This is a genomic window from Halomonas sp. AOP43-D1-4 (assembly GCF_052446175.1).
GTDB lineage: Bacteria > Pseudomonadota > Gammaproteobacteria > Pseudomonadales > Halomonadaceae > Vreelandella > Vreelandella citrativorans.
Map to the genome: position 1 here is coordinate 1 of NZ_JBQSVY010000024.1, position 20,452 is coordinate 20,452.

Below are 20,452 nucleotides of genomic sequence, written 5' to 3' on the forward strand. Positions count from 1 at the left end.
CTAGACTAAACGCCATATAACGTTGCTGCCAGGAGTGCTCAATGCACGAATTGGATCACTACATTTATCCACACCGGGTGCTGCATTGGCTGGTGGCCGTCGCCGTGCTACTTGCTCTGGCCAGTGGCTTAACCATCGGAACGATAGGGTATGAACGTACGGTGGCGCTGGTAGGCAACACGCTCACTAACCTGCTTTATACCAGTCATAAAACACTGGGTTTAACGATTTTACTGCTAATGACACTGCGCATTATTACTCGCGTGGCGTTTGTCGTGCCTGACCACGACCCGCCCTTGAATGCGTTTGAGCGTATTGTCAGTACGAGCGTGCATCACCTGCTTTATTTGGCGTTGGTGATGATGCCGCTGCTGGGTTGGGTTGCGACCGCCAGCGGTGGGTATCCGGTTGAGTTTTTTCAGTGGCACCTGCCTGCGCTGATCAGTGAACGCCCAGCGCTTTCAGACCAGCTCTACACATGGCATGGACGTCTTGGCTGGGCCATTGTGGTGTTAATCGTTTTGCACGTGGCGGGAGCGTTATTTCATTGGCGGGTAAAGCGCGATAATGTCACCAAACGTATGAGCCTATTCGACTAGGTTTCAAACGACTGGGTTTCAAGCGACCAGGTTTCAAGCCCAAACCCTCGCAGGGAGCGATGATATATGGGCCTACAGATCGCTTTCATTATCGGTTTGGCCGCCGTGCATATCTTTGCCAGCAGGCTTCGAAAGCTAAGTGCTGTACCTCGCAGCGCTTGGCTTTCATTAGCAGGTGGCGTCTCGGTTGCTTATGTCTTTATTCATATATTTCCTGCCCTTCGCGATGCCCACGAAACCATTAACGCCCATGGGCTGCTGAAGGTGCTGGAGCATAATGCCTATATCGTGGCGCTCATTGGGTTGGCGGTATTTTATGGGCTTGAGCAAGCCGCGACATGCGTTTGTGGCCGGTGGTATTGTGCTTAATATGTTGAAAGAGGAGTTGCCGGAAGACCGCCATAGCCGCTTTTGGCCTTTTGCGTTAGGCGCGCTTATTAGTACCGTGCTGCTGGTGTTTTCGTAGCGTTTTTTTAAAGTGTCCAACCGGTGCCAAGTCTTGGGTTTAGACAGGCTTTTGATCCTTGCTGGCAATATGGGTGGCCCGCCACACGGTGCTGGGTGTTGCTCCCTGCTCAAAATCTGCACAGCTATCCACGCGTGTTAACACATACGGTTCGCAGGTAATTCGTAGTTCACCCTGCTGACTGGGCGTTTGCCACGTGACGCTTACCTGGCAGGCCGAAGGCGGCTCAGTGAGCGTCACGTGGCTCACACTTGGTTCGCTGATAGATCCGTGATCATTGAGCCAGTTCAGCGCCGCTACTTGGGCGCATTGCTGTACGGGCGTAAGGTCCGCGCCGCCGCGATAACAGGGTAGGTAAGGGCGATTGGCTGCTTCGGCATCCAGCAGGCGCGGCAGGTGTTCTTCACTGATTCGCCCGTATTTGCGCCGCTGGGGAAATACGATAACGCTGGCGGCCAGCCGACAACCACCCAGGTGAGTACTTTGCCAGATATCAAACGGATGAGCATGCTGCAGAGCCTGCTCGTCAAGCGCCTGATACGTTTTAAAGCCAAACTTGGCGCAGCACTTGTCTTTTTTACCGTGAGTACAACACAGGATCAGTGAGCTCTGTAGCGATGCTGTGTACCAGTGCTCAAGCGTGGTGTTATGGGTCAGTGCGGTGAGAAAGTTAAGTAGCTCATTGCGGGGCACGTCATAGATGGCCCCTTCGGGCAGCAAGAAAACTCTGTGCTGATGGGACGGCTGATCGCGGCGATGGATAAGGTTAATGCGCCGCCCGTTGCCTGCAATGTTATTCACCGCCTCCTGTACCGCCTCTGACATATCGCTGGCATGGCGCATGCCGCGTCCCCATTTCTTGCTAGGCCAGCTAATCAGTAAATTACGTTCGGCGTGAGCGCCGTTGCCCGCTAATGGGTCGCCTATGGCAGCACTCTCGACGCTGCAAAATAATGACGCCGCGCTCATAGCGATGCCGTGGCGGTTAACGGGTTATTAGGCAGGCGAGTAGCCGGTGTTGAGCAGTGACCAACGCTGGGTACGCAGACCAGCCGCTGACTGTAAGGATCGCGGATAACGTGAGCATTCAGATCAAAGACCTGCTTCAGGTTATTACGGGTAAACACGTCTTCAGGCTGGCCGCTGTGAACAATTTCGCCGTTACACAGCATTACCAGCCGGTCAGCATAAGCCGCCGCAAGGTTAAGGTCGTGTAAAACCACTAACAGCGTGCGGCCTTTGTCATGGGCGAGGCGCACCAGTAACTCAAGTACATCCACCTGGACTTTTAAATCCAAGAAGGTAGTGGGTTCATCCAGCAAAATCAGTTCGGTTTCCTGCGCGAGTACCATGGCAATCCAGCAGCGCTGGCGCTGACCGCCTGAAAGCGCATCAATCGAGCGGTGAGCAAAGTCGCTCACGTCGGCCGTTTGCATGGCGTCCTGTACGGCCCGCTCATCTTCTGCCGACCACTGGCGAAAACGCCGTTGATAGGGAAAGCGGCCCAGGCTAACAAGCTCGCGGACCGTCATGCCGTCAGGTGTCGTTGGGCTTTGCGGTAAAATACCCAGTTTGCGCGCCACATCACGGGTGGCGTGCTGATGGATATCTTGCCCATCCAGAATGACCTGGCCACGTTCGGGGGTCAGCGTGCGTGCCAGAGTTTTCAGGAGGGTCGATTTGCCGCTGCCGTTAGGGCCCAATAAAGCAGTAACACGGCCTGTCTCAACCGTGAAATCGACGTCTTTTAAGACGGGCCGGTCAGCATAACCTGCCGTCAGGTTGATACCGCTAAGCCGCTGTTCGGGCATGGAAATTCGCTGCCTTTTAGTGATAATCATTTGTATCTATGCGGCCAAGTGTGGCATTGTCGCAAGCTTTCTGTCTACTCCAATGAGGCCCTCTTTGCCGGGCTTAGGTGGGTCATGCGTTTTTTTTATGTAATGTTAGCCCTGCTTGGCGGTTTATTGACCAACGCTGCTGCTGGAGATGAGCCCGCTCGCCGGGTGGTGCATCCGTTCGGGGAAACCCTTATCGAAGGCAAGCCTGCGCGGATTGTGTCGCTGTATCAGGGAGCAACCGATACCGCACTGGCCTTGGGCGTTACGCCCATCGGTGTAGTGGAATCCTGGGTCGAGCGCCCTATGTATCACTACTTGCGCGATGCGCTGCCCGAGACGGTGCGTTATTTAGGCCTTGAAACCCAGCCTGACCTTGAAGGTGTCGCTGGCCTTCGGCCTGATCTGATTGTCGGTGCCGACTATCGCCATGAGCTTGTTTATCCGCTGTTATCGCGAATGGCGCCAACTGTGATTGTAAATACTGGACTCGATTTTAAAGCCCTGCTTACCCTTGTGGGGGCTGCAACCGATCGCGAAGACGCCGCGCAACAGCTACTCATCCAGTGGAATACCCGAGTGGCTGATTTTAAGCGCCAGATCTCAGCCAAGCTGGGCGATGCCTGGCCCCAGCGAGTGGCGATTGTCAGCGTGCGAGCTGATCACGTACGGCTTTATTATCACGGCTTTGCGGCCAGTATTCTTGCCGAGCTCGGGTTCAGCTTGCCTGATAAGCAGGGTAGAGACAGCTGGGGGATCAAGCTTAGCAGCCGCGAAGGCATACCCGCACTTGAGTCCGACGTCATGTTTATGTTCCTGCAGGGCGCTGAGGCGTCCGTCGCGTATACCCTGGCGCAGTGGGCGCAGCATCCTTTGTGGCAAAACCTTACCGCCGTGCGTAATGACCAGGTGTTTGAAGTCGACCCTGTAACGTGGAATATGGGCGGCGGCATTATCGCGGCCAATCATTTGCTGGATGAGCTTTACGCCCATTACCGGCTAGCTCCTTTTTATCCTGAGGAGGGCGTACGTGTTAATCACCCATAGCGCTAAGGGCTGGGGGATGCTCACAAGCGCAGCACTAATGCTGGTGGCTTTTTGGCTGAGCCTTGCGATAGGCCAGATCGAGATGGAGTGGTCCGCTGTTTTCAACGCATTGACGGCCTATCAGCCGGGCAATATTGATCATCTTATTGTGCGTACTGAGCGTTTTTCACGCACGGTGATCGCGGCGTTAGTGGGGGCAAGCCTTGCCGTGGCAGGCGCGTTAATGCAGACCTTAACCCGTAATGCGTTAGCCGCCCCGAGCGTGCTGGGCATTAACGCTGGGGCCATGCTGCTATTGGTGGTGGCAAGCACGTGGTGGGGCTTAAAGTCGCCGTTTGCCTTGGTGTGGGTGGCCTTTTTGGGTGCCGGAGGAGCGGCATTTCTGGTGTATCTATTGGGGCGTAGCCCTGGGCGAGGGCTTTCTTCGGTGCGGGTGGTTCTTGCGGGTGTGGCCATGACGGCGCTGTTTGTTTCACTCGCTCAGGGTGTGCTGATTGCCCATCAGGACCAGTTTGAAAGCCTGCTCTTTTGGTTGGCAGGCTCGGTCGCCGGGCGCGAATTAAGCGCTGTTACCCCGCTATTGCCGCTTTTTGGTGCGGCACTGCTGCTCTGCGCTTTGCTATGCCGTTCCCTGAACCTGCTGGCGCTGGATGATGAAGTCACCACTGGCTTGGGCCAGCGCACCGGTACCATTAAACTTTTAACCGGAAGCGCGGTGATCGTACTGGCCGGTGGAGCGGTGGCTATCGCCGGCATGATTGGCTTTGTAGGACTGATTGTGCCGCATATGGTGCGCGGGATTTTTGGCCGTGATCATCACTGGGTATTGCCGGGCTGCGCCTTATTGGGCGCAAGCTTATTGATGTTGGCGGACACCGGCGCACGAGTGTTAATGCCCCCACAGGAAGTGCCGGTGGGCATTATGACCGCGCTGCTCGGAACCCCGTTTTTTCTCTACCTGGCTCGGCGCAGGAGCCTTGGCTTATGATCGCACAGCCACGTCTTTGCGCTTTAAAACATAGCGATGCGCATCAATCTCGCTGCGTGGTGGCCGTGCTTAGTGTCATACTCCTGGCAAGCCTGCTGCTCTCGGTATCACTGGGCAGTCAGCCCACTGCTTTTATGGATGTGCTGCACGGGTTGATACGCCCCCAGCACAGTGATATCCAACTGATACTGTATGAGCTGCGCCTGCCAAGGACACTGCTGGCCATCTTCGTTGGGGCAGCCCTAGCGGTGTCTGGGCTGATACTCCAGAAACTGGTGCGCAACCCCTTGGCTTCCCCGGATGTCATCGGGATCAGTAGCGGTGCATCGGTGGCGGCGGTGCTGGTGTTAACGTTGGGGGCGGGCGTGATCAGTGAGCGTTGGCTACCGCTCGCCGCCATGGCCGGGGCGTCACTCGTTGCGCTGGGTATCGTTACGCTTGCCTGGTCGCGCGGAGTAACGCCGACACGCCTGGTGCTGATGGGAATCGGTATTGCGGCGGCCTTGGGCGCCGTTACCACGCTGTTGCTGGTCTTAAGTACCGATACTTCAGCCATGCATGCGTATATCTGGATGACCGGCAGCCTGTATGCGACGCAGTGGCCAGCGGTAATAGGCATGGTGTCTTGGGTCGCTTTGGGCCTGCCACTGGCCTTCGTGATGGCGCGCCAGTTGGATGTATTATCGCTGGGGGATGAACTGGCGATTGGCCTGGGGTCACAGGTCACGATGAGTCGTTTAAAGCTATTGGGCTTAAGCGTGATCTTAACCGGGGCGGCGATTGCCTATGCGGGAGGGCTAAGCTTTATCGGCCTGATAGCACCGCACATCGCGCGGCGCCTGGTGGCTAATCGCACAACCGCATTGCTGCCGGTTACCGCGCTCATCGGCGCACTATTACTGCTGTATGCGGACTTAATCGGCCGGCTTGCGTTTTTGCCCCGCGACTTACCGGCGGGCATCTTTGTGGCTGGTATCGGGGCGCCTTTTTTAATCTATCTGCTTTATCGCTGGCAGCGTCATTAATCTTAAGCCATATAACTAATTAATCCTTGGCTATGTACCGATAGGCCGCAGATAAAAAAAGGCGACCCCCAAGAGGCCGCCAATCGATCGCTAGAAGGAATACTAGAACAGCGCAGGTGATAGAAAATAGTGGTTAAAAATCGACGCTATAGCCCAGCGTAAAAGTACGTCCGCGACCAGTGAAATAGTAGTCGTCACTGACGCGCGCCGCTTGGGAGTAATAGGTCAGGTACTGCCGGTCAAACATGTTTTCGATACCGAAGCTCGCTCGGCCCAAGGGTAGTTGGTAAGTGAGAGCGGCATCCACCAGGCTGTAGCCATCGAACTCAAGTTCAGGGTCGTCGACGCTGCGGTTAAAGTAATGCGTGCCTTGCAAATGGCTTGATAGCTGATTGTTCCATGCCGCCGACCAGGAAAGCTTGAGCGTGCTGGGCGCGATATTGATCCCGGTAAGCTCGGTATCGACCTGGCCATCGCCGGTAGTATCCGATTTACCCTCGGCATAGGTATAGCTGGCCTTCAGCGTATGGGCGTCGGTAACCTGCATATCGCCGCTAATCTCAACGCCACTAATTTCGGTTTTCTCCCGGCTGCCTACCCACACGCCGTTATCCTGGGTTAAACGCTCGCCGTAATCCGAGTTGGATTCGTAATAGCTAAGCTCAAGCCCATAACGTCCCCAGTCAAACCGAGCGCCGATTTCGCGGTTATCGGTAACGATAGGCTCCAGCTGTAATAGGCTATCAACAGACTGATTGGGGGTTGAAATACTGCGCAGCACGCGACCAACGTCAGGCATGCCAAAGCCTTCCGAGTAATTGGCATAGAGCTGTGCCCAATCGTTAACCTGGAAGACCAGGCCCGCATTAAACAGCGTTTCATCGAAGGAGGGTTTTCCGCCTTCAACGCTCACTAAATCCTGGGTTACGTCGCTACGGTCAAGCGTTGCAAAACTATCCACATCCAGTTTTGCATGCTCATGGCGAACGCCGGTTTGCAGCAATAGCCGATCCGTCAGATCCAGGTCGGTCTGCAGGAACGCGGCAATGTTATTGAATTTGCTGTCCGGCACGTAGGTGCGGCTGGTATGGGTCAGCATCTGGCGCGTTTGATCCTGCAGTAAATCCACCCCGGTGGTGAGCGTTAAGCGGTCATCCCACAGCCCGCCCCGGCTAAGCGTGAACTTGGCGCCCAGCTTGTCTGACTCGTTGCGCGTTTGATCATACAGCGTTTCGCCAGCTTCGCCGGGGTAGGGAAACGTGGTGATGGTATCGAACTGAGCCCGAAACTGTTGGCTGTAAAGCTGGGCATCAAGGGTATTGCCGTACCAGTCGCTATGCGAGTAAGCCGCGCTGATCGTGGTGACTTCGTTATAGCCAGGCTCGCCCAGCGGTGTACCGCGCCTCGCAGTGGTGGGGGTTCCTGCGCTACGGTCGCCCGCAACCGGCACATAGTCATTATGGCCTTCAAGCTCGAAACGATTGACCGAGAGTTCGATATGTTGATCATCGCCCAGCCAGTAGCCGACTTTCGCCAGCACGTCGTAGCTGCGTGAATTTTGCAGCTCGCCTGGGTAGGCAACGCCAATAATCTCGTTGTTACCGTCGAAGAATACGCCGCGCTCGTGGCGTGTAACCGCTGCCAGGTAATCCCAGTTGTCCTGCTGGCCGCTGAGCCGATAATCAATCTGATGACCAAAGCCTTCCGACTCGAAGCGATCATCCGTGGTTAGACGAATGCCAGCATGCTGATTGAAAGAGCCGCTCTCTGCTCGGCGGGTCACGTAGTTAATAATGCCGCCTGTTGCTCCCAAGCCATGCTCGGCACTGGCGCCGTGGATAACCTCTATACGCTCGATCATGCTCAAGTCGATGGTATAGCTGTCTCGGGCGCTGTCACGCAGTGGGTTGGATTGCGGTACACCATCGATTAGAAACAGCGGGGAGCGGCCACGGAAGGTTTCTCCGGCATTGGAAAGCTTTTGGCGACTGGGCGAGTAGGATGGAATCAAATTGCTTAGCACTTGCCCTGGGTCTTGGGTGATTGCCAGCTGCTGCTCGATTTGTTCACGGGTAATGATAGTGACTTTTTGCGCCGTTTCCCCTGCGATGCTCTGGTTACGCGTCGCCGATACCACTAACTCAGCTAGTTCATGGGTAGGCGGCTCCTGAGCGGATGAGTGCGCTGGTTGAGACTGTTGAGCATTGGCCAGCGCAGGCCATAAAAGCAGCGGTAGCAAGCGAGCAGGGGTAAGTGTCGAGCGAATAAACATAGCGATTGGGCCCTTACTGGATAGCATTTTTTCGTTTTAATAAAGAGCGAAGGTCAGTCTTTCAACATAATGGTAATGTTTATCATTGATATGTGTAAATGATTATGTTTTGAGTTGTGGGTAGGGGCTGAAAAATGCAAATGAAAATCACTTTGCGCATTGACTTGACGAGGTAGTCCGTCACAATTCGCTGCCTATCTTTCAGTCAGGAAGCGCTAATGGAGTTGTTGCAGGTTGTCTTTCGTCATTACCGCTGGCCATTTTTAGGTGCCATTGGATTAAGCCTTTTGAGTGCGGGCCTGGGGGTTGGTGTCATTGCCTTTATCAATCAACGTTTGATTGAAGTTGGCAGTCCGCTTTCAGCGCTTCCTCAGTTCTTGGGTTTGCTAATTGTGCTGCTCGTTGTGACGCTGGGGACTCAGTTAGCGATTACCCTGCTGGGTCACTACTTTGTGTATGACCTGCGCACAAGGCTTGTGAAGCGCATTCTGGACACCGATATCGAGCGGCTTGAGCAGTTGGGTAATGCTACGTTGCTGGCGAGTCTTTCAAGCGATGTGCGTAATATCACCATTGGTTTTGTGCGCCTGCCTGAGCTTGTGCAGGGCGCCGTGCTGGCGCTTGCTTCGGTTGTCTATTTGGCGTGGCTTTCACCAAAGATGGTGGTCATTACCGTGATATGGATTGCGGCCACGATGGGAGTGGGCTGGGTGCTGATTTCAAAGGTATATCGGCACTTTAACCTGGTGCGGGAAAGCGAGGATCAGCTCTACAAGGACTACCAATCTGCCATTGAAGGGCGCAAAGAGTTAACGCTCAACCGTGACCGGGCTCAGCGCTTTTTTGATGCCACCTTCACCCGCAATGCGCGCGAGTATCGCTACCATATTATTCGTGCGGATTCGTATCATCTAAGTGCGGGAAACTGGTCCAACATTATGATGCTGGGAGCCATTGGCGTGGTGTTTTTCATGGCCAATGGGCTTGGCTGGGCAACACCTGCCGTTGCCGCTACGTTTGCATTGACGTTACTGTTCTTGCGTACGCCTTTAATTCAAGCCATCGGCGCCTGGCCCACCTTGATAAGCGCACAGGTCGCGTTTGATAAGCTGGCAAGCCTGGAGCTTGCCGAGTATCAGCCGGGCTTTGCAGTTGATGACGCCTTTGCTGCCTGGCAGCGCCTTGAGCTTGTGGATGTGAGCTATCACTATCCTGGCAGTGAGCAGGACGAAGGGTTTCACGTTGGCCCCGTCAACCTGACGCTTGAGCGCGGCGAGCAAGTATTTCTGATTGGCGGTAACGGCAGCGGCAAATCCACCCTGGCGCGCTTGTTAACCGGCTTGTATCAGCCGCAAAGCGGGCATATCAAGGTGGACGGCCAGACGCTGACGCCGGCGCAGTGGCAAGGGTTTCGAGCGCGATTTGCCAGCGTGTTTACCGACTTCCATCAGTTTGACTTGGCGATGGGCCCGGGCGGTAAAAATGCCGACCCTGTGTTGGTGGCTACCTGGCTTGCGCGGTTACAAATGCAGCAGAAGCTGAAGTGGGAGGATAATCGGGTCATTAATACTCAGCTTTCCCAAGGGCAGCGCAAGCGCTTGGCACTTTTACTGGCGATTGCTGAAGAGCGGGATATTTTACTACTTGATGAGTGGGCCGCCGACCAGGACCCTCAGTTCAGACGGCTGTTCTACCGCGAACTATTGCCGTACCTGCGTGATATGGGCAAAACGGTGTTTGCCATCAGCCACGATGATAGCTACTTCGTGCATGCCGACCGTTTATTGGAAATGTCCCAAGGGCAGCTAAGTGAATTAACCGGCGCGCAGCGCGATCTGGCAAGCCAGGATGCGGTCACTCAGATTAACAGTTGATGTTAAAAATCTGAAGTTAGAGATCTGAAGTTAAAAAATATACAGTTAGACAGCCGTTAGGTGGCTCGTTTGCGGGCTACTCGGTCACACCCTTCCAGCGGGCAATTGCTGCACACGCTGAACTCATCCAGTAAATAGCGCAGGCAGCAAAGCTTGCGCACTTGCTTCACCTCATCACTGCCCTTGGGCGTATACGTGCGTACTGGCTCAAAGAGCGGATTGCGCTGGCCATCAATATGGCGTGATTCCAACAGCGCTCGGGCAGCGCTAAGCGCCGCTTGGTTCACTTCCGAGTGTTCGGCAAGTACCTTCACATAGTAATCCAGATAGCCACCGGCGTTGCTCCAGAACACGCGGGGGGCTGCGCCTGAAATGGCGGACAAGCGTTCAATAAGTGGCGCCCAGTGCTGGGTAATTAATTTGGCAAAACGTTCGCTGGAATCCTGAGCGTCCATCAACGCGCCTTCATGAGGTAGCCAAAGCTGCGCTGTACAGCCTTCATCATTCAAAATGACGTGTACGTCATCCAGCTCTACCGGTAGATCACGGTTAAGAAGCAGGTGAGAGGCGAGGGTAGGCACGGTAAGTGCGCTGAAATGCCACTTCGACCACAGCGACGTAATGGCGCGCTTGTCGCCACCCGGGTAGCGAGCAGCGTAGCGCTCCAGGTCCTGTTCCAGCAGTGCTGTATTGCGCCAGCGCGAAGCCTTTACTGCACCGACCGGTGGCGTGCCGCCAATCAAGGGCGGGGTAAACAGCACAAGCGCGCCCTGATAGCAGTCAGCGAGCGAGGGCAAGGTACGGTTCAGGGCTAGCGGTGGCATAACAAAACTCCCGACATGAACTTGTAAAAGTTCAAGCACACTCGCGCAAACAGTAATGGTAACGATGTGGCGTTAGCGCAGGTTGAAAGTGAAGGAGTCAGCTTAATCGATAATGCTTATCAGTTGAAGTGTTAGTTGCGAATCAGTGCGTTTTACAAAAGCGCGTTTATTGAGCGACCGCGATATTATGCTCGCCGTTAGGATGTTTCATGACCTGCATGGGCAACCCATAAATAGCTTCCAGGGTGCTGTTACTCATCATGTCACTTGGCGTGCCGTGAGCGAGCAAGCGGCCGCTGTGCAGGGCCATCAATTCATCGCAGTAGCGCGAGGCCATATTAATATCGTGCAGAACGATAATAACCCCCAGACCGAGCTCATCGCAGAGCTTGCGAATGAGCGCGAGGACTTCCACCTGGTGAGCAATATCCAGCGCGGCCAGCGGCTCATCAAGCAGCAAAAAGCGGCTACCTTGTGCCAATAGCATGGCAAGCCAGACGCGTTGGCGTTCACCTCCAGAAAGCGTATCGACCAAGCGGTCGGCAAACGCTTCGGTATGGGTGAGCGTGATGGCTCGGTCAATCGCGTCTTTATCTTTCTGGTTATGGCGACCCAGTAGGCCGTGCCACGGGTAGCGGCCAAAAGCGACCAATTCGCGACCGGTTAAATTTTCGGCGCTGGGTAAGTGCTGGGGAAGATAGGCCACCTGGCGCGCAAACTCCCGGTTGCCCCAGGCACTTAGCGAGCGCTGATCAAAATGGATCTCGCCCTGACTTACCGGCTGCTGCTGGGCCAGCAGCTTGATCAGGGTCGATTTTCCCGAGCCGTTATGACCAATCAGGCCGTAGACCTTGCCTTGCTGAAAGGTATGCTCAATGGGCTGTAAAAGGGGCTTGCCGTTGATCGCAAAGGTAGCGCCTTTGACCTCGAACATGGAGAACTCCTGGCCGTCAGAAGGTGATTACGAAAAACCGATTGTATCGTGAATGGTTATCATTTAGTAGCGCTGGTCCAGCGCTTCACGAAAGCGGCTGTCTAATCACGAAGGGGCCCCGCCATACGGGAAAGCACGCCATCTTTGAGCCCGATGCGGTGAATAAGCGCCATTATCACGTGCCCAACCACCAGTGCTAAAAGCAGCCAGGCGAGCGGACTATGTAGTGCGTTGGCCGTCGCTATCATCCATGGGATTTCGCGCTCGGCTGCGCTGAAAAGCGGTAGGCCATAAATATCCAGCGCACCGCCTCTGCCGTACTGGCGCAAGATGGCAAGCGTTGGTAGCGCGATCAGCAGCGCATACAACGTGACATGCACGCCATGCGCTAGCGCGCCACTTATCCCAAGCGCATACGAAGGACGCTGCTGACGATTTAGCCATGCCCAGCCCGCACGCAGTAACGTCATCACTAAAAGTATAACGCCCAACGAGCCGTGGGGGCCGACGCTTGATAGCAGCAAGGTGAGGGGCGTTTCGCCAAACCCGCGCCACGCCAGCACAACGCTGAACTGAAGCAATACGATAGCGGCCGTTAACCAGTGCAGAGTGCGGCTTATGATGCCGTAGCGCGTAGCGCTGTCCCGCCATAAGAAGGAGGAGTTTGTTAAAGCAGCAGGGAAGGTTATGTCGGTCATTATTATCTTTCTCGATTCAATAACTGTTTTGATGGTGCGCTGTTACAGCCCTACAGAGCGGCACTAACGAGGGCATCAATTGTAGTGCTAATCGTTATCATTTAAAATCACGCGCTTATATTCACCCATGACTGATTAAAAAGCCAAGGCGCTTAAATGACCGTGCTGCCTATCGCGTCCACTGCACAAGCGTGGACGATTATTCGAGATACCCCGCCATGCTAGATGCAGCCGCCCTTCAAAAAGCGTGCCGTATGTCGCCTGCCAAGGCCGTTTGGTTGCTTAGCCTACCGTTGCTGGTGCTGTTCGGCATTAGTCTTCATGTTCAGGGCGGTATTGTTTCCGGGTTTCAGGCACTGCTGGCGCCTTCGTTTGGAAATACCCATGAGGTATTACTCTATTATGCCTGGTGGCCACGGGTGTGCGTGGCATTGCTGGCTGGCGGCGGTTTGGCGCTGGCGGGTGTGTTGATGCAGCAGGTGCTGCGAAACCCGCTGGCGTCACCCACTACGCTGGGGGTGGCATCGGGTGCTAACCTGGCGTTGCTGGCTACCACGTTGATGGCGCCAGGGCTGCTGGTCATCGGACGTGAGTGGGTGGCGTTAATCGGTGGCGGTTTAGCCGTTGGGCTGGTGTTCGCGCTGACCTGGCGGCGTGGGCTAGCGCCCGTGGTCGTGGTATTGGCTGGGTTGGTGGTTAATCTGTATTTGGGCGCACTTTCGACCGCGCTTTTGCTGTTCAACCATGAGACGCTAGCGGGGCTATTGATTTGGGGGGCGGGGTCGCTTGCCCAGAACGGCTGGAGCGGGGTAGCCACCTTATGGCCCCACCTGGCCATCAGTGCTGTGGCTGCAGGGCTGTTGTTACGCCCACTGGCCGTGTTGGAACTTGACGATGCCAGCGCCAAGAGCCTGGGTATCTCGCTTAAATATCTGCGTTTTGCTGGCCTCGGGCTTGCGGTGTTTATTACCGGCAGCGTGGTCAGCGTTGTCGGCATTATTGGCTTTATTGGCTTGGCGGCGCCCAATATTGTGCGCATGGCCGGGGCACGCCGATTAGGCAGCCGCATACTCTGGTCGACGCTGCTGGGCGCGGTACTGCTGGCGACCACGGATCTTCTACTGCAGCGCTTTTCGGGCATGCTGACGACGCTGGTTCCCACCGGCGCCATTACCGGCGCGCTGGGTGCACCGCTGCTTTTATGGCTTATTCCTCGGCTGAAGCTTCAGGGGGACAGGCCTCCGCAACCCCCGGGGATGCTGGTAAGCCGTCATCCAACGCCGTACCGCTTGGCGATGGGGCTTTTAATCGCGTTATCAATGGCAGCGTGCTTAGGGCTTCTATCAGGCCAGGGTGCCAACGGCTGGGAGTGGGTTAGTCCGGCCCACTGGCAGGTGATGGAGTGGCGCCTGCCCCGAGTCATCGCCGCGGCAGCCAGTGGCTTGATGTTAGCCATCGCCGGAACAGTGCTTCAACGCCTTTCCGCTAACCCTATGGCAAGCCCCGAAGTGCTGGGTATCAGTGGGGGCTGCGCGATTGCGTTGGTCCTGGGCATTTACGTGCTGCCTGCACCGAGCAACGCAGCGCTGATCGGCATTGGAACTCTAGGGGCGTTGACTACGCTGGCCGTGCTAGTGATTTTGAATCGCCGTAGTGGCTTTGTGCCTGAGCGGCTGTTGCTTAGCGGCGTTGCGATTGGCGCACTGTTTGATGCGGTGCGTAGCGTGCTGCTGGCGGGCGGCGACCCGCGGGGGCAGCAGGTTATTGCCTGGCTGGCGGGCTCTACGTATTACGTGGATGTGACCAGCGCGGTGGTCGTGGGAAGTATCGCCGCTGTGTTGGCAGTGATAACCCTTCCTTTTACCCGCTGGCTCGACATCCTGCCGTTGGGCGCGCCGATGGCCCAAGCGCTGGGTGTTTCACTGAATCGAGCAAGGTTGGGGCTGTTGTTGCTGGTGGCACTGTTAACCGCGTGTGCCACGCTGGTCGTCGGGCCGCTCTCGTTTATCGGCCTGCTGGCACCGCACATGGCGCGTTTGGTGGGTTTTTCCCGCGCTCGGCAGCAGCTGGTTGGCGCCGCACTGATCGGAATGTTGCTCATGGTGCTGGCCGACTGGGTCGGCCGCCAGATTATGTTTCCGTATGAGATCCCCGCAGGCCTTGTTGCCTCGTTGATTGGCGGCGCCTACTTTATGTGGGGCCTGCGGCGTTTATGAGGCTTACGCGCTTAAGTGTTACCCCTAAGTGTGTTGTTTGAAGTAAACGGCCATCACGTCGAGTACCTTTTCGATATCGGCATCATTGATATCGCGGTGCACGACAAGACGCGTGGCGTATAGAAGCTCAATTAAAATATCGTGCTGTTTAAGCCATGTAGCAAGAGGCTGAAGGTGCTCTTCCGAAATGTGTATAAACAGCATGTTGGTGGCTTGAGACGTCACCTCTATGCCTGGAAGCAGGGCCAGGCCTTCGGCCAAGCGTGCTGCGCGGCGGTGGTCGTCGGCCAGATCCTGAATATTGTTATCTAACGCATACTGGCAGGCGGCGGCTATTATTCCTGCCTGGCGCATACCTCCTCCCGCTACCTTGCGCCAGCGGCGGGCGCGCTCGATAAAGTCTCGTGGACCTACCAACGCCGAGCCGATCGGTGCGCCCATCCCTTTTGAAAAGCACAATGAAACGCTATCAAAGGGGCGGCATAGTTGTTCAAGCGGCACCTGGCTTGCAACGGCCGCATTAAAAAGCCGCGCGCCGTCCAGGTGCGTTGCCAAACCTCGTGAACGGGCAAATTCGGTGGCTTGATGAACGTAGGTTTCGGGCAGCACTTTACCGGCAATGGTATTTTCCAACGCCAAAAGACGCGTGCGGGCAAAGTGAACATCATCGGCTTTAATCGCCGCGCTGATTTTCTCTAATGGCAGGCTGCCATCACTGGCATTTTCAATTGGCTGTGGTTGAATACTGCCCAACACCGCAGCGCCGCCCCCTTCATAACGATAGGTGTGGGCTGACTGCCCAACGATATACTCATCACCTCGCTCGCAATGCGCCATCAGTCCCACCAGGTTGCTTTGGGTGCCGCTTGGAAACAGCAGTGCCGCCTGCTTGCCGGTTAAGGTGGCAAGGTGCTCCTGAAACGCATTGACCGTTGGATCATCGCCCCAGACATCGTCACCAAGGGGAGCACTCATCATGGCTTCTAGCATGGCGGCATCGGGTCGGGTGACCGTGTCGCTGCGTAAATCGATCATAAAGATTTCCTTTATAAATAAGTGATTTCTACGTTAACCCACTATGGTTAAAGCTATCGATAAAAACGTTGCAAGGGGAGCATGATGGATCTTAAAAGCGGCTATCCGTTTTGGGCGGTAAAGAACGGTCTATTGACTACTTTCCCACAGCTAACCCATGACCATCAATGCGAGGTGGCCGTCATCGGCGGCGGTATAACCGGGGCGCTGATTGCCAATGAACTAAGCCAGCATGGCCATCACGTGGTAGTGGTTGAGCGCCGTGATATAGGCTGGGGAAGCACGGCCGCCAGTACCGCACTGCTGCAGTATGAAATTGATACCCATATGACCGAGCTTGCCGAGCGTTACGGCGAGGCAAACGCGGTGCTTGCCTATCGGGCGTGTGCCGAATCAATTTTTGAGCTTGAAGCCTTGGCGCTTGAACTGGAGGATGTGGAGTTTGAGCGTCAGCAAAGCCTCTATTATGCAAGCAGTGGGGAAGACGTAGCGTCGTTAAAAGAGGAACTTTTGCTGCGTCAGAAACATGGTTTTAAGGCCAGTTGGCTTGAGCGGGCAACGCTTTTGGAACGCTACGGCTTTGATGCGCCAGGCGCTATTTTAACCGAGCTTGCAGCACGCATGGACCCTTATCGAATGGCCTATCAGCTGTTTGGCAAGATAACCACGCGGGGCAGCAAGGTATACGACCGTACCAGGGTTGAGCGCATGACCCGGCACGGTGGGCATATAGCGCTTACGTTGACGAACGGCGCAACGCTCAACTGCCAGCAGGTCGTGGTGGCCGCAGGCTATGAGTCTCAAGCGTGGCTGCCTGAGCCGGTGGCTAAAAACCGGAGCAGTTATGCATTCATTACCGACCCGCTAACGCCTGACATGCTGGGCGAGCTTAAACATACCCTCGTCTGGGAGTCTGCGCGGCCCTATCTTTACTTGCGGACTACTCAAGAGGGTCGGCTGCTGGTGGGCGGCGATGATGATGAGCAAGATATACCCAAGCGCCGCGATGAACGAGTGCTGGAAAAAGCCCAAGGGTTGGCAGACAAGGTCAAGACGCTCTGGCCGTCGTTAACGATTAACCCTACCTTTAGTTGGGCGGGCACGTTTGCCGAAACATGCGACGGACTGCCTTATTTTGGTCCTCATGATTCCCATGGGCCAAACGTGCACTTTGCCATGGCGTACGGCGGAAACGGCATTAGTTACAGCATGATAGGGGCCAAGCTGCTGCGCGCTTTAATTGAAGGAAAACCGCATCCGCTGGCAGAGTTATTTTCGTTTAAACGCCACATTTAAGCCACGTAACGGGCTATGTGATATTGCCACCCCCACATTGCCGCTACACGATGAGGGCAGCGCCCATGAACCACTTGCTATTTTTACGTGCCCTTGAGCGTGGCGACCTGCGCTTTGTACATGAACTCAATAATAATCAAAGTATTATGTCGTACTGGTTTGAGGAGCCCTACGAATCATTTGATGAGCTGGAGGAGCTTTATAATAAACATATTCATGATAATGCCGAGCGACGGTTTGTAGCGGAAGACAGCACCGGCACGGCGATTGGCTTGGTGGAACTGATTGAAATTGACTATATCCATCGCAGCGCAGAGTTCCAAATCATTATCACTCCGGACCATCAGGGAAAAGGGTTTGCACGCTCGCTGATCCGCCAGGCCCTACACTACTCGTTTACCATCCTGAACCTTCATAAGGTGTTTCTCATCGTCGCAGTGGAGAACGTTAAGGCGATTCATCTTTATGAAGAGAGTGGGTTCATCGAAGAAGGCCACCTGGTTCAGGAGTTCTTTATCAACGGCAAATACCGGGACGTAAAGCGAATGTATATCCTGCAGGACGCTTATTTGGCAGTGCTTGAAAGCGACGCTACCTAGTGGCTGATGGATGGTTTGAATCGACTACTCATGTACAAAAAAATAACGCCTCCAAGGGGAGGCGTTGATAGGGATAAATAGCAGCAGGCTTTAGCAATCGCAAATATAAGCGGCAAAGGCATCAAACGCTGCGCGCTGCGCAAGCGCGTGCTGTGCCCATACTTCCATAATGTCCGCATTAGTGGCCGGGTACTGAGTCATTGAGTGTTGCATAGCATGCACTCCTGTTAGCAGGGGAGTTAACAACGGTTCTTGTTATGAGGATTTTTGGTTGTGCGTCGCAGCATTGGCTGCGGCGGAGGATAGTAGGCGCTTTTGAGGGTTGATGCTAGTCCTAACGTTGTAGGTAAAAGACGATGGGCTGTAAGTAATGGCTTACAGATTGAGTAGATGAGTGCTTACATTGTTGAATGAAAAAGGTTTTCACAAGCAATATAAAAAAAGCCTCAGGGTGGCATGAGTTGGATATTTTTTAGCAGTTCGCTGGTGAGCTAACGTGTAATTCCTAAAAGCTAAAGCCCATGCCACATGTCTGGCTTTAAAGCGCCGTCACCGCCACTACCGTTAGTGCTTACTCCTGGAGTAGCTCGCAGCCTCCCACTAAGTGCTGTCTAGGCTAACGCATGAGCTTGCACTGTTATTATCGGGCCTGTTGGTTAGCTGTGGGTCAACATGCACTATTTTCTGGAGCATGGCTAATAGTTTTGCTGCTTATATTTGCTGCACTGCACTCTGTGTTCAACCGTTTGTTTTGATAGTTTTTTATTTTTTCTTGAGACAAAAGTCTATGTTATGTGTAGTTAAAACTTTGGTCTCAATTTAAGCAATAAACCTTGCGACACTCGGTACTTGGCAATAATGTTTGTATGATGTATGACGATAAGCCGTAATAGAGCCATGTGTGAGAGGCGACTCTGCTCTCAAGGTTTTAACTAATCACTTATTAGCTTATGAAATGAGTTGATGCGGCTGTATTCGCAGGTTTGTGAAGAATGCTTGGTTTTCGTAAAGATAGGTGTGCTGAATCGATGGCAGAAGTCGTTGGAGCAGTTTTTTGATAGTGCCAACGAATAAGTATCTTCAAACCGATAAAATCAACAATGAACGCAAAAGGTGAATTTATGTTGCTATCAAAGAAAACAATGATGGGCGTTGGCTCTGCTGGCTTGATTGCAGCATTAGCCATGCACTCTGGCATTGCCATGGCACAAGAGGCCCAGATGCGTGGCAATATCCGCGTCGTAATTGGCTCTACTTCTACTGGTGGCGACACTTACCAGAACGCCAGCATCGTAGTTGATCGTCTAGCCGAGCACCTCGGTTTAAATATGAAGGTTGATGCCGTAGGCGCAAGTTCAGCGTTTCGCACGCTGGACAGGGATTCTCGGGGCAATACCCTGATGATCTTTCATGACCAATCCTATCTTGGTCATCTCTATGGCGTGCAAGGCTATGACGATGTCTTTGAAAAGTACACGATTGGGCCGACTATCGCGATCAACCCCGGTAACGCCTATCTCGTGGCCAAAGACTCTCCTTATGAGACACTCGACGATATCATCGAGGCGGTAGGTAACGGCGAAACCGTGCGCGTAGCTATCCAGCCCGGCGGCGTTTCCGAGATTGGCTTCAGTGCATTGAAAAATGCCATTGCTATTGAGCACCCCGGGCAGGAAGACAATCTGGTAGCCGTTAATACGGGCTCTCAGTCTGATAAAAATCAGCAACTGTTTGACGGTCAAGCCGATGTCATTAATGGCAGTGTCCAGGCCAATGAGCAATACACCCGTTTACCCGAAGATGACCAGAAAGCCATGCGCTTTGTATGGTTGACGGCACGCCAAGGCACTATCGAGCAGGCGCCGGAAGAGGGGCTTGGCCAGACGACCCGCGAGCAACTTCTTGAATACGTCGAGCCTAATGTGAATGTCACCATGGGTGAAGACGAAAACTTTACCTTCGATAAAGAGTTCTTCTTCATTTACAACAAAGAGATGGACCAAGGTATCGTAGATCAGATTGATGAGGCGCTTGCTGCAATATATGACGAAGGCAGCATTCAGGAGGCGCAGCTGAATGCCTTCTTTATTCCTGACTTCAAGCCTTCAGAAGAGGCTTCTGAATACCTTCAAGAGAAAATGTTCCGCTACGAAGACATCATCAGCAACATCAACTAAACGGGCGGGCGCTAGTAGCTTGTTACTAGCGCCCTATCCATGCGCTGAGCATGGGTAGGGGCCAAGCGTATATACCTTACTTATACGCACGCTGTGTTAATACTTCTGGAGTAAATATGGAGTCAGGTCTGTTTAGTGTTTCGATAGATTTCGGGACTTCACACTTATTCTTTCCCACCATTATCCACTGGATTCTGGGTGGGCTGTTTGCCTTGATTCTAATAACCAAAGTAGCCCCCTTTATGGCTGCGGTTAAGCGAGGAGAGCGCACTTTACCCATTATTGGTGAATCAAGAGACAATTTTCGTTTCTTCGGCACCTTTGCTTTGATAGCCGCGTACTTTTATCTGATGGCGGTTGTCGGTGATCTGTTCCCCTATACGGGCTATGGCTTTCTGTTTGTCTCAATAGCGTTTGTACTTCTCATGTCGCTACTTTATCTGCATGAGTGGACGAAAAAAGCCCTCGTTATTGTCGTCATCAATGCTGTTGTCGCTCCTACGCTGGCCTGGTTTGTGCTCGCCAAGCTATTCACCATCACACTGCCATAACCGACGCGAGTAC

The 20,452-nt window shown here is 54.2% G+C and carries 19 protein-coding genes; 11 read left to right on the top strand and 8 right to left on the bottom strand.

Annotation, left to right across the window (positions count from 1 at the left end; all coding sequences use genetic code 11):
- Positions 1-41: 41 nt before the first annotated feature.
- Both ACT3RQ_RS17000 and ACT3RQ_RS17005 read left to right on the top strand, forming a co-directional pair.
- Positions 42-599: a cytochrome b gene (locus tag ACT3RQ_RS17000; RefSeq protein WP_192526644.1), complete on the top strand. Its 558-nt coding sequence runs from the start codon at positions 42-44 to the stop codon at positions 597-599.
- Between the two features lie 66 nt (positions 600-665).
- Positions 666-968, top strand: a complete 303-nt coding sequence (locus ACT3RQ_RS17005) for a hypothetical protein (RefSeq protein WP_225733688.1) — start codon at positions 666-668, stop codon at positions 966-968.
- A 136-nt stretch (positions 969-1,104) separates the two neighbouring features.
- Here ACT3RQ_RS17005 and ACT3RQ_RS17010 read toward each other — a convergent pair whose 3' ends face one another.
- Positions 1,105-2,034, bottom strand: coding sequence for a sucrase ferredoxin (locus ACT3RQ_RS17010; RefSeq protein WP_192526645.1), 930 nt, complete (start codon positions 2,032-2,034; stop codon positions 1,105-1,107).
- Complete coding sequence (locus tag ACT3RQ_RS17015; protein WP_192526646.1) at positions 2,031-2,876, bottom strand: ABC transporter ATP-binding protein; 846 nt, start codon at positions 2,874-2,876, stop codon at positions 2,031-2,033. Before ACT3RQ_RS17015 ends, ACT3RQ_RS17010 begins: the two co-directional genes overlap by 4 nt.
- Positions 2,877-2,990: 114 nt before the next feature.
- Between ACT3RQ_RS17015 and ACT3RQ_RS17020 the strand changes: the two genes are divergently transcribed.
- Genes ACT3RQ_RS17020 through ACT3RQ_RS17030 form a run of 3 tightly spaced genes read left to right on the top strand, consistent with a single transcriptional unit; the run spans position 2,991 to position 5,963 of the window.
- Positions 2,991-3,950: an ABC transporter substrate-binding protein gene (locus tag ACT3RQ_RS17020; protein ID WP_192526647.1), complete on the top strand. Its 960-nt coding sequence runs from the start codon at positions 2,991-2,993 to the stop codon at positions 3,948-3,950.
- Positions 3,934-4,938, top strand: coding sequence for a FecCD family ABC transporter permease (locus tag ACT3RQ_RS17025; protein WP_192526648.1), 1,005 nt, complete (start codon positions 3,934-3,936; stop codon positions 4,936-4,938). Before ACT3RQ_RS17020 ends, ACT3RQ_RS17025 begins: the two co-directional genes overlap by 17 nt.
- Positions 4,935-5,963 (top strand): FecCD family ABC transporter permease, encoded by a 1,029-nt coding sequence (locus ACT3RQ_RS17030; protein ID WP_192526649.1) that lies wholly within the window; start codon positions 4,935-4,937, stop codon positions 5,961-5,963. The genes ACT3RQ_RS17025 and ACT3RQ_RS17030 overlap by 4 nt, the downstream gene beginning before the upstream one ends.
- Positions 5,964-6,096: 133 nt before the next feature.
- On the opposite strand, the gene ACT3RQ_RS17035 is transcribed toward ACT3RQ_RS17030, so the two are convergent.
- Positions 6,097-8,235 (bottom strand): TonB-dependent receptor, encoded by a 2,139-nt coding sequence (locus tag ACT3RQ_RS17035; RefSeq protein ID WP_192526650.1) that lies wholly within the window; start codon positions 8,233-8,235, stop codon positions 6,097-6,099.
- Between the two features lie 218 nt (positions 8,236-8,453).
- On the opposite strand from ACT3RQ_RS17035, the gene ACT3RQ_RS17040 reads away from it, so the two are divergent.
- Positions 8,454-10,109, top strand: a complete 1,656-nt coding sequence (locus tag ACT3RQ_RS17040) for a multidrug ABC transporter permease/ATP-binding protein (RefSeq protein WP_192526651.1) — start codon at positions 8,454-8,456, stop codon at positions 10,107-10,109.
- 56 nt (positions 10,110-10,165) lie between these two features.
- Here the strand turns inward: ACT3RQ_RS17040 and fhuF are convergent, their stop codons facing one another.
- From fhuF to ACT3RQ_RS17055, 3 genes are all read right to left on the bottom strand, one after another.
- A complete protein-coding gene (gene fhuF / locus ACT3RQ_RS17045; RefSeq protein ID WP_444680941.1) occupies positions 10,166-10,933 on the bottom strand; it encodes a siderophore-iron reductase FhuF in 768 nt (255 codons plus the stop codon).
- Between the two features lie 166 nt (positions 10,934-11,099).
- Entirely contained in the window at positions 11,100-11,867 is a 768-nt protein-coding gene (locus ACT3RQ_RS17050; RefSeq protein ID WP_444680942.1) for an ATP-binding cassette domain-containing protein, read from the bottom strand.
- Between the two features lie 101 nt (positions 11,868-11,968).
- Positions 11,969-12,565, bottom strand: a complete 597-nt coding sequence (locus ACT3RQ_RS17055; RefSeq protein WP_444680943.1) for a cytochrome b — start codon at positions 12,563-12,565, stop codon at positions 11,969-11,971.
- 218 nt (positions 12,566-12,783) lie between these two features.
- Between ACT3RQ_RS17055 and fhuB the strand changes: the two genes are divergently transcribed.
- The gene (gene fhuB / locus ACT3RQ_RS17060; RefSeq protein WP_444680944.1) at positions 12,784-14,781 is read left to right on the top strand and encodes a Fe(3+)-hydroxamate ABC transporter permease FhuB; all 1,998 of its coding nucleotides are present in this window, start codon (positions 12,784-12,786) and stop codon (positions 14,779-14,781) included.
- A gap of 24 nt (positions 14,782-14,805) precedes the next feature.
- Here the strand turns inward: fhuB and ltaE are convergent, their stop codons facing one another.
- On the bottom strand, positions 14,806-15,816 hold the full coding sequence (gene ltaE, locus ACT3RQ_RS17065) for a low-specificity L-threonine aldolase (RefSeq protein ID WP_444680945.1): 1,011 nt from the start codon (positions 15,814-15,816) through the stop codon (positions 14,806-14,808).
- A gap of 81 nt (positions 15,817-15,897) precedes the next feature.
- On the opposite strand from ltaE, the gene ACT3RQ_RS17070 reads away from it, so the two are divergent.
- Both ACT3RQ_RS17070 and speG read left to right on the top strand, forming a co-directional pair.
- Positions 15,898-17,112 carry an NAD(P)/FAD-dependent oxidoreductase gene (locus ACT3RQ_RS17070; protein WP_444680946.1) on the top strand — a complete coding sequence of 405 codons (1,215 nt, stop codon included), beginning with the start codon at positions 15,898-15,900 and terminating at the stop codon, positions 17,110-17,112.
- Positions 17,113-17,177: 65 nt separating this feature from the next.
- A complete protein-coding gene (gene speG / locus ACT3RQ_RS17075; RefSeq protein WP_444680947.1) occupies positions 17,178-17,711 on the top strand; it encodes a spermidine N1-acetyltransferase in 534 nt (177 codons plus the stop codon).
- 90 nt (positions 17,712-17,801) lie between these two features.
- On the opposite strand, the gene ACT3RQ_RS17080 is transcribed toward speG, so the two are convergent.
- Positions 17,802-17,924 carry a hypothetical protein gene (locus tag ACT3RQ_RS17080; protein WP_254908591.1) on the bottom strand — a complete coding sequence of 41 codons (123 nt, stop codon included), beginning with the start codon at positions 17,922-17,924 and terminating at the stop codon, positions 17,802-17,804.
- A 908-nt stretch (positions 17,925-18,832) separates the two neighbouring features.
- On the opposite strand from ACT3RQ_RS17080, the gene ACT3RQ_RS17085 reads away from it, so the two are divergent.
- On the top strand, positions 18,833-19,888 hold the full coding sequence (locus ACT3RQ_RS17085; protein WP_444639316.1) for an ABC transporter substrate-binding protein: 1,056 nt from the start codon (positions 18,833-18,835) through the stop codon (positions 19,886-19,888).
- A 116-nt stretch (positions 19,889-20,004) separates the two neighbouring features.
- Positions 20,005-20,439 (top strand): tripartite tricarboxylate transporter TctB family protein, encoded by a 435-nt coding sequence (locus ACT3RQ_RS17090; RefSeq protein WP_172118080.1) that lies wholly within the window; start codon positions 20,005-20,007, stop codon positions 20,437-20,439.
- Positions 20,440-20,452: the final 13 nt, after the last annotated feature.